Origin of the sequence: Rheinheimera marina (assembly GCF_042654345.1) — a bacterium.
GTDB classification, from domain to species: Bacteria; Pseudomonadota; Gammaproteobacteria; order Enterobacterales; family Alteromonadaceae; genus Pararheinheimera; species Pararheinheimera marina.
The window spans coordinates 1-6,299 of record NZ_JBHSGB010000026.1 but is presented as its reverse complement, the minus strand read 5'-3'; the positions used below and the strand labels follow the sequence as shown (position 1 = coordinate 6,299).

6 protein-coding genes are annotated in these 6,299 nt (G+C 49.7%); 2 read left to right on the top strand and 4 right to left on the bottom strand.

The annotated features are described in order from the left end of the window. Positions 1-130: 130 nt before the first annotated feature. The gene (gene sthA / locus ACFO3I_RS19085; protein ID WP_377336811.1) at positions 131-1,546 is read right to left on the bottom strand and encodes a Si-specific NAD(P)(+) transhydrogenase; all 1,416 of its coding nucleotides are present in this window, start codon (positions 1,544-1,546) and stop codon (positions 131-133) included. Positions 1,547-1,637: 91 nt separating this feature from the next. Further along, positions 1,638-2,756, bottom strand: coding sequence for a fatty acid desaturase (locus tag ACFO3I_RS19080; RefSeq protein ID WP_377336809.1), 1,119 nt, complete (start codon positions 2,754-2,756; stop codon positions 1,638-1,640). Between the two features lie 95 nt (positions 2,757-2,851). Between ACFO3I_RS19080 and fabR the strand changes: the two genes are divergently transcribed. Further along, complete coding sequence (gene fabR, locus ACFO3I_RS19075) at positions 2,852-3,460, top strand: HTH-type transcriptional repressor FabR (RefSeq protein WP_377336807.1); 609 nt, start codon at positions 2,852-2,854, stop codon at positions 3,458-3,460. Here the strand turns inward: fabR and trmA are convergent. Continuing rightward, positions 3,450-4,544: a tRNA (uridine(54)-C5)-methyltransferase TrmA gene (gene trmA, locus ACFO3I_RS19070; protein WP_377336805.1), complete on the bottom strand. Its 1,095-nt coding sequence runs from the start codon at positions 4,542-4,544 to the stop codon at positions 3,450-3,452. The two genes, fabR and trmA, sit on opposite strands and share 11 nt — an antisense overlap. A gap of 150 nt (positions 4,545-4,694) precedes the next feature. Here trmA and murI point away from each other — a divergent pair, with 150 nt between their 5' ends. Beyond that, on the top strand, positions 4,695-5,522 hold the full coding sequence (gene murI, locus ACFO3I_RS19065; RefSeq protein ID WP_377336803.1) for a glutamate racemase: 828 nt from the start codon (positions 4,695-4,697) through the stop codon (positions 5,520-5,522). Here murI and ACFO3I_RS19060 read toward each other — a convergent pair. Beyond that, positions 5,495-5,992: an RNA recognition motif domain-containing protein gene (locus ACFO3I_RS19060; protein WP_377336801.1), complete on the bottom strand. Its 498-nt coding sequence runs from the start codon at positions 5,990-5,992 to the stop codon at positions 5,495-5,497. The two genes, murI and ACFO3I_RS19060, sit on opposite strands and share 28 nt — an antisense overlap. Positions 5,993-6,299: the final 307 nt, after the last annotated feature.

Below are 6,299 nucleotides of genomic sequence, written 5' to 3'. Positions count from 1 at the left end.
TTTAGGCGGGAGCATCGTTCCTACCCAAGGCAAGTCAAACGGAAACCAAGCAAATATGCGCACAAAAAATAATGCCAGTCAGCTTAACTGACTGGCATTAGGCCTGAAGGCCCCTTTTTATTCAGTCGCGTTAAAACAGCCGGTTTAAACCGTTCATCGCCGCTACCCGATAGGCTTCCGCCATGGTTGGGTAGTTAAAGGTGGTATGCACGAAGTACTCAATGGTATTGCCACCATTCTTCTGCATCATGATCGCCTGGCCAATGTGGACAATTTCCGCCGCCCGTTCGCCAAAACAGTGGATGCCTAATATCTCTTTGGTATCGCGGTGAAACAGGATCTTCAGGCTGCCAACACTGGTGTTGGCAATTTGTGCCCTTGCCAGATGTTTAAACTGGGCGCGGCCGACTTCATAAGGAATTCGGGCTGATGTCAGTTCCTGCTCATTTTTACCGACCGAACTCATCTCCGGAATGGTGTAAATACCGACTGGAATGTCATCAATCAGCCGGGTGTCGCAGTGGCCATGAATGATCGAATTGCCGGCGATGCGGCCTTGATCATAAGCTGCACTGGCCAGGCTTGGGTAACCAATCACATCGCCGACGGCATAGATGTTCGGCACCTCGGTCTGATAATTTTCATTCACCTTTAACTGACCTCGGCGGTCTGCGATCAGGCCCACGGCGGACAGGTTGAGTAAGTCAGTGTTGCCGGTCCGGCCATTGGCGAACAAAATGCAGTCGGCTTTCATCTTTTTGCCGGATTGCAGGTGCAGGATCACACCATCGTCGCAGCCTTCAATATGATCGAATTCCTCACCATGGCGGATTGTTACACCGGAGTTCCAGAAGTGATAACTCAGCGCATCGGAGATCTCGGTGTCCATAAAGGCCAGCAGACGGTCACGGGTATTGACCAGATCAACCCGCACCCCTAGACCACGGAAGATAGAGGCGTACTCACAACCTATCACGCCGGCGCCAAAAATAATGATATGACGCGGGTCATCCTGCAGTGACAGGATGGTGTCACTGTCGAAGATACGCGGGTGGCTAAAATCCACGTTATCCGGACGGTAGGGGCGTGAACCAGTCGCCAGCACAATATGCTCAGCAGAAATAATTTGGTCTGGTGCGTCCGGGGTTTGAATGCGCAGGCGATTAGCATCCACAAACGAGGCGATACCGGCAATGACTTTGACCCGGTTACGTTCATAAAAACTGCCGCGTAATTGCACTTGTTTGCGGATTACGCCTGCGGCATGTTTCAGAATTTGTGGAAAGGTCAGGTTGGACGACTGATCATCCATCTGGAACAACGGGTTTTCTTTGTACTCAATAAAGCGACTGACCGAATGACGTAAGGCTTTGGATGGGATAGTGCCCCAGTGAGTGCAGCCGCCGCCGACTTTTTCATAACGTTCGATCACCGCAACGCGTTTGCCGCTCTTGGCCAGGTTCATGGCGGCACCTTCACCGCCGGGGCCTGTGCCGATAATAATTGCGTCAAAATCGTATTGAACCGCTTTGGTTGTTTTAGCCACTGTGTTACCCCGTTGATTTGTATGGCCTTAGTGTACGCAGAAATCCGCCAAAACGGCGATAAAAAAGGCGGCTGACGCCACCTTTTTTGGTTTATGCAAATTGCGCGGTGAGCAATCGCCACTGCTTTTGCTGCGCCCTCCAACTGGCTTTCAGATCCGCCACCTGTTGTTTGAGGTCGAAACCTGCGTACTGCTCGGTCAGTTGTTGTTTCTTTTGCTGCAGCAATGACTTTTTTGCTTCGTAATACAACTGCAGTTTCTCTTGCAGCAGGTCGTATTCGTGCTGCAGTTTCTGCAATGTCAGCTCTGCATCCGGTAAGTGCAATACACGGGATTGGGCGCGCTTTAACTGCATCTGCGCTTTTGCTTTTTCAATACGCTCTTGTGGGCATACTTTCAGATTGCGGGTCAAACCCAGATACGAACAGCTTTTAATCAGCCATTTGGTTGGATCAAACTGCCACCACTTAATACCATTCCGGTAATCGTATTCAAAAATATGATGGAAGTTATGGTAACCCTCACCATAAGTCAGAAAAGCTAACACGCCATTGTCACGGGCACTGTTCTGATCGGTATAAGGACGACTTCCCCAGATATGCGCCAGTGAGTTAATAAAAAAGGTAAAGTGGTGGCTCAGAGTCAGGCGTAATACGCCGACGCTCAGCAGCATCCCCAAAATACTGTCAGTCAGCATACCCAATACCAATGGAATGCCGAAGTTGGTCAGTATGGTCAACCACAGGTAATTGCGGTGCTGCCACATCACAATCTTGTTGTTCTGCAGATCACGCGCGTTGCTGTAGTCCGAATAGGTATTGCTTTGGTACTCACGCAGCATCCAGCCAATATGACTGAACCAGAAACCGCGTTGTGCCGAGTAAGGGTCTTTGTCGTTTTGGTCAACAAACTTATGGTGCACGCGGTGATCAGACGACCAGTGCAGCGCGCTGTTTTGCAACGCAAAAGCTCCGCCTATCGCAAAAATCCATTGCAATACAGGGTGTGCATCGTAGGTTTTGTGCGCCCATAACCGGTGATAACCTGCGGTAATCGACATGCCGCAGTAACCAAGGCACAGCACTGTGGCAATAATTTCAGTCCAGCTAAAACCTACGGCAATGGCATACCAAGGCACCAGGATCAGGGAAACTAAAAAGGTGGACGCAAACAGAATAATGTTGGTCCAGATCAGAGGTGGTTTGTTCATTCAGATTGACTCAGCTTACAACTGTTCGCCAATTTAGCCGTGCAATGCAGGCGGGTCAAGGTCTAAAATGGTGGCCGGACCAAAAGGAGCGGGCAGTGAGCAGAGCACAACAAAAAGAAAAAACCAGACGTGCAATTATAGATGCAGCTTTTCAACAGCTTAGCCCGGAGAAAGCCTATTCCAGCCTGAGTTTACGTGAAGTAGCTAGGGAAGCTGGTATAGCCCCCACATCCTTCTACCGGCACTTTGCCGACATGGATGAACTCGGGTTAACGCTGGTCGATGAAGCGGGTCTGATGCTGCGGCAGTTGCTGCGTCAGGCCCGTAATAAAATAGAAAACAATGGCAGCGTGATCCGCACCTCAATCGAAACCTTTATGGAGTTTGTGGTGGGGCACAGCAACGGGTTCCGCTTATTACTGCGGGAACGTTCTGGCACCTCTGCTGCATTTCGCAGTGCGGTCGCCCGTGAGATCCATCATTTTGCTGCTGAGCTTGCCGATTACCTGCGCAAGGAAACCGAGATCCCCGGCGAAATGGCGCAGGTGCAAGCCGATGCAATGGTGATTATTGTATTTCATGCTGGTGCCGACGCCTTGGATGCGACCCCGGAACAGCGCCGCCAGATTACTCACCGTACTATTACCCAACTGCGCTGGCTGGCGCATGGCGCCGCCAGCTATGGACGCAAAGCTAAGGATTGATTTTCCGCAGCCAGACACCGGACTCAATGTGGTGGCTGTAAGGGAACTGGTCAAATAACGCAAAAGCCTGAATATGGTGAGTCTGGCTCAGTGTTTTCAGATTGTGCTCCAGTGTTTCCGGGTTGCAGGAGATATAAATAATGTCCTGAAACTGAGAGACAAACTGTTCAGTGGCTGGGTCCAGACCTGCCCGCGGCGGGTCGACCAGAATAGTGTTCAGCTGTAAGTGGGATAAATCCAGCTGCTTAAGAGCCTTTCCTTGCGCCATCGCCGCACTGACATCTTCCGCAGACATTTGCAGCACCTGCAGATTCGCCACTTTATTGAGCTCAATATTCAGTTGGGCCGATTTAATCGAACTGCGGGAAATTTCTGTGGCGACCACCTGTCGAAAGTAGGGGGCTAATGCCAAGGAGAAGTTGCCGTTGCCGCAGTAAAGCTCCAGCAAATCACCGTCCAGCTGCTTGGCGATGTCACAGGCCCAGCCTAACATCTGTTGGTTCACGCCGGCATTAGGCTGAGTAAAACTGTTTTCAACTTGTTGATAGCTGAGTTTGCGACCCTGCACATTCAGTTGTTCCATCACATGGTCACGATCAACCAACACTTTTTGTTTGCGGGCTCGGCCAATGAAATCCAGTGGCGCGAATTCAGCCAGCTCTTGTTTTAACTCAGCCGCCTGTTCAGCCCAATTGTCCGCTAAGGGTTTTTTATAAATCAATGACACCAGCAATTCGCCACTTAAGGTGCTCAGGTAGTCCACCTGATACAGCTTGTGTCGCAGCTCGGGCTTTTGTTTTAGTTTCTCTAGCAGTACAGGCATAAAGTCGGCGATGCGTTTACTGGCGACAGGGAAATAATCAATACGTTGCTTTTGTTTGGTTTCTGGGTCAAACATAATGTGGAATAAGTCATCGCCTTCATGCCAAATCCTGAATTCGGCCCGTTGCCGGTAATGGCTGGGTTCAGAGCGGAATAACTCTAATGCAGGCAAGGAATAGCCGGACAGCAAAGCCGAGGTCTGCGCCGCTTTCTCTGCAAGCTGTTGTTCATAGAGTTCCGGGTACACTTGTCCCAATGCCATCACGTTGTTCTCCTGGCCAAAAAAGCGGCTTATTCTAAGGGCTTTTTAGCGAAAGTCCATCAAGCCTAGCTGATTGCCGGTGTAACTTCGATTGTTCCGCCGGTATAGGCTCTGGCAAAATAGCGCGGAGATTAATAAAGGTAGTGCCTGATGCGAATTGGTGTAATAGATAGCGGCGTGGGTGGATTATCCATTCTTAACGTGGTGCGGGCGCAGGTACCGGCACACTACTTCTATTGTATGGACAATCAGTACCTGCCTTATGGCACCAAAAGCGAATTGTTTATTCGGCAGCGTTTGGTGCAACTGACTCAATACCTGGTGACGCAACATCAGGTGGAGCTCGTGCTGATTGCCTGCAATACCGCAACCACTCAGGCAGTGGATCATCTGCGTCAGCAGTTTGACTTACCTTTTGTTGGGGTGGTCCCCGCAATTAAACCTGCAGCCCACTATTGCGGCGCCCGGCCTTTTGCTGTTTTAGCCACGCAGGCCACTGTGAATGGACCTTATATAGAGCAACTGGTCGCGGAGTTTGCACCTGCTAATGATGTTGAGTTAATAGGGTCCAGTGAGCTGGTGTTGTTGGCTGAGCAAAAGGTCTGGTATCGCGCCGATGTGGCTGCACAAGTTCATCGAGTGTTGGCTGCTACATCATTATCGGTATCAAAAACCACTGCTGTGGTTTTGGGTTGCACCCATTTTCCCTTTTTAGCGGACGAAATTCGAAGCTGGCTGGGCAGCGAAGTGGAGTTGTTCGATACTGCCGATGCAATAGCCCGACGGGTGATGCAGTTAAAGCTGCAGTTTGCATTTAATGATGAGCAGGAAAAGTCAGCGGATGTGTTTATCAGTACAGCGGAGCTAGATGCTATTCAGCAGAGACGTCTGTCTGAGTTAGGATTTGGCCAGCACTTATGCTGGCCAAATCCGGCAGAGACAGAAAAGGATTATTCGTCGTTGTCGTCGTTATCCTGATCCTGACGTTCTTTCGCTTCACGTACTTTTAAAGTGCGCTCCTGAAATTCAAAGTCATTCAGCTTCTGGATCATCTTCGTCGCATCTTTTGCAGCGACTTCAACAAAGCCAAAACCACGACGTCGTCCAGTCTGGCGATCCTTCATCAGGCGCACATTGATGACAATACCGAATTTCTGAAACAACTCGCGCACCGCATCTTCATTCGCACGGTAAGGCAGATTACCTACATATAAGGTGGAGGTCTCACCTTGATAACTTGTTTTCGCAGCAGGCCGGCTTGGACTGGTTTCCAGTTCAGCGCCTTTGGTCTGCACCAGGACCGGGATTAATATACCAGCCAGCACAACGCCAAGTGATACCAGGGTAGCGGCATCCAGGCCCAAGTCTGGCAGAAAAGAAAATAACAGATAGGTCAGAATGGCTAAGGCCAGTGTAAAAGGTAATGAGCGTTGTAAGTTAGTCCACATAAACATTCCCTAAGTCATTATTAAAATAGTCAGATCAGAAAGACGCATTAAATAGCTTTCTTATATTAGCGACTAGATCTTAAGCAGCCAACTGCTAAATCGCTGTGAACTAAGGGGGTTTCCGTCTCAATTCTGTACATATCGCTGATTTAACCGTCAAACGATCGTGAAATCGTTAAAAAGTCATATTTCCCTGTTGCACGGTTTCAAAAACTCCCTATAATGCGCGCCATGCCGACGGGGTGAAGCGAAAGCGACTCTGGTGGTGATAAAAAATGAAGTGAAAAACATCGTAAAATGATGCTTG

Bases quoted from the DNA above. Each gene is read 5' to 3' on its own strand.
- ACFO3I_RS19080 (WP_377336809.1), bottom strand. From the start codon at position 2,756: ATGAACAAACCACCTCTGATCTGGACCAACATTATTCTGTTTGCGTCC.
- trmA (WP_377336805.1), bottom strand. From the start codon at position 4,544: ATGGCATTGGGACAAGTGTACCCGGAACTCTATGAACAACAGCTTGCA.
- murI (WP_377336803.1), top strand. From the start codon at position 4,695: ATGCGAATTGGTGTAATAGATAGCGGCGTGGGTGGATTATCCATTCTT.
- ACFO3I_RS19060 (WP_377336801.1), bottom strand. From the start codon at position 5,992: ATGTGGACTAACTTACAACGCTCATTACCTTTTACACTGGCCTTAGCC.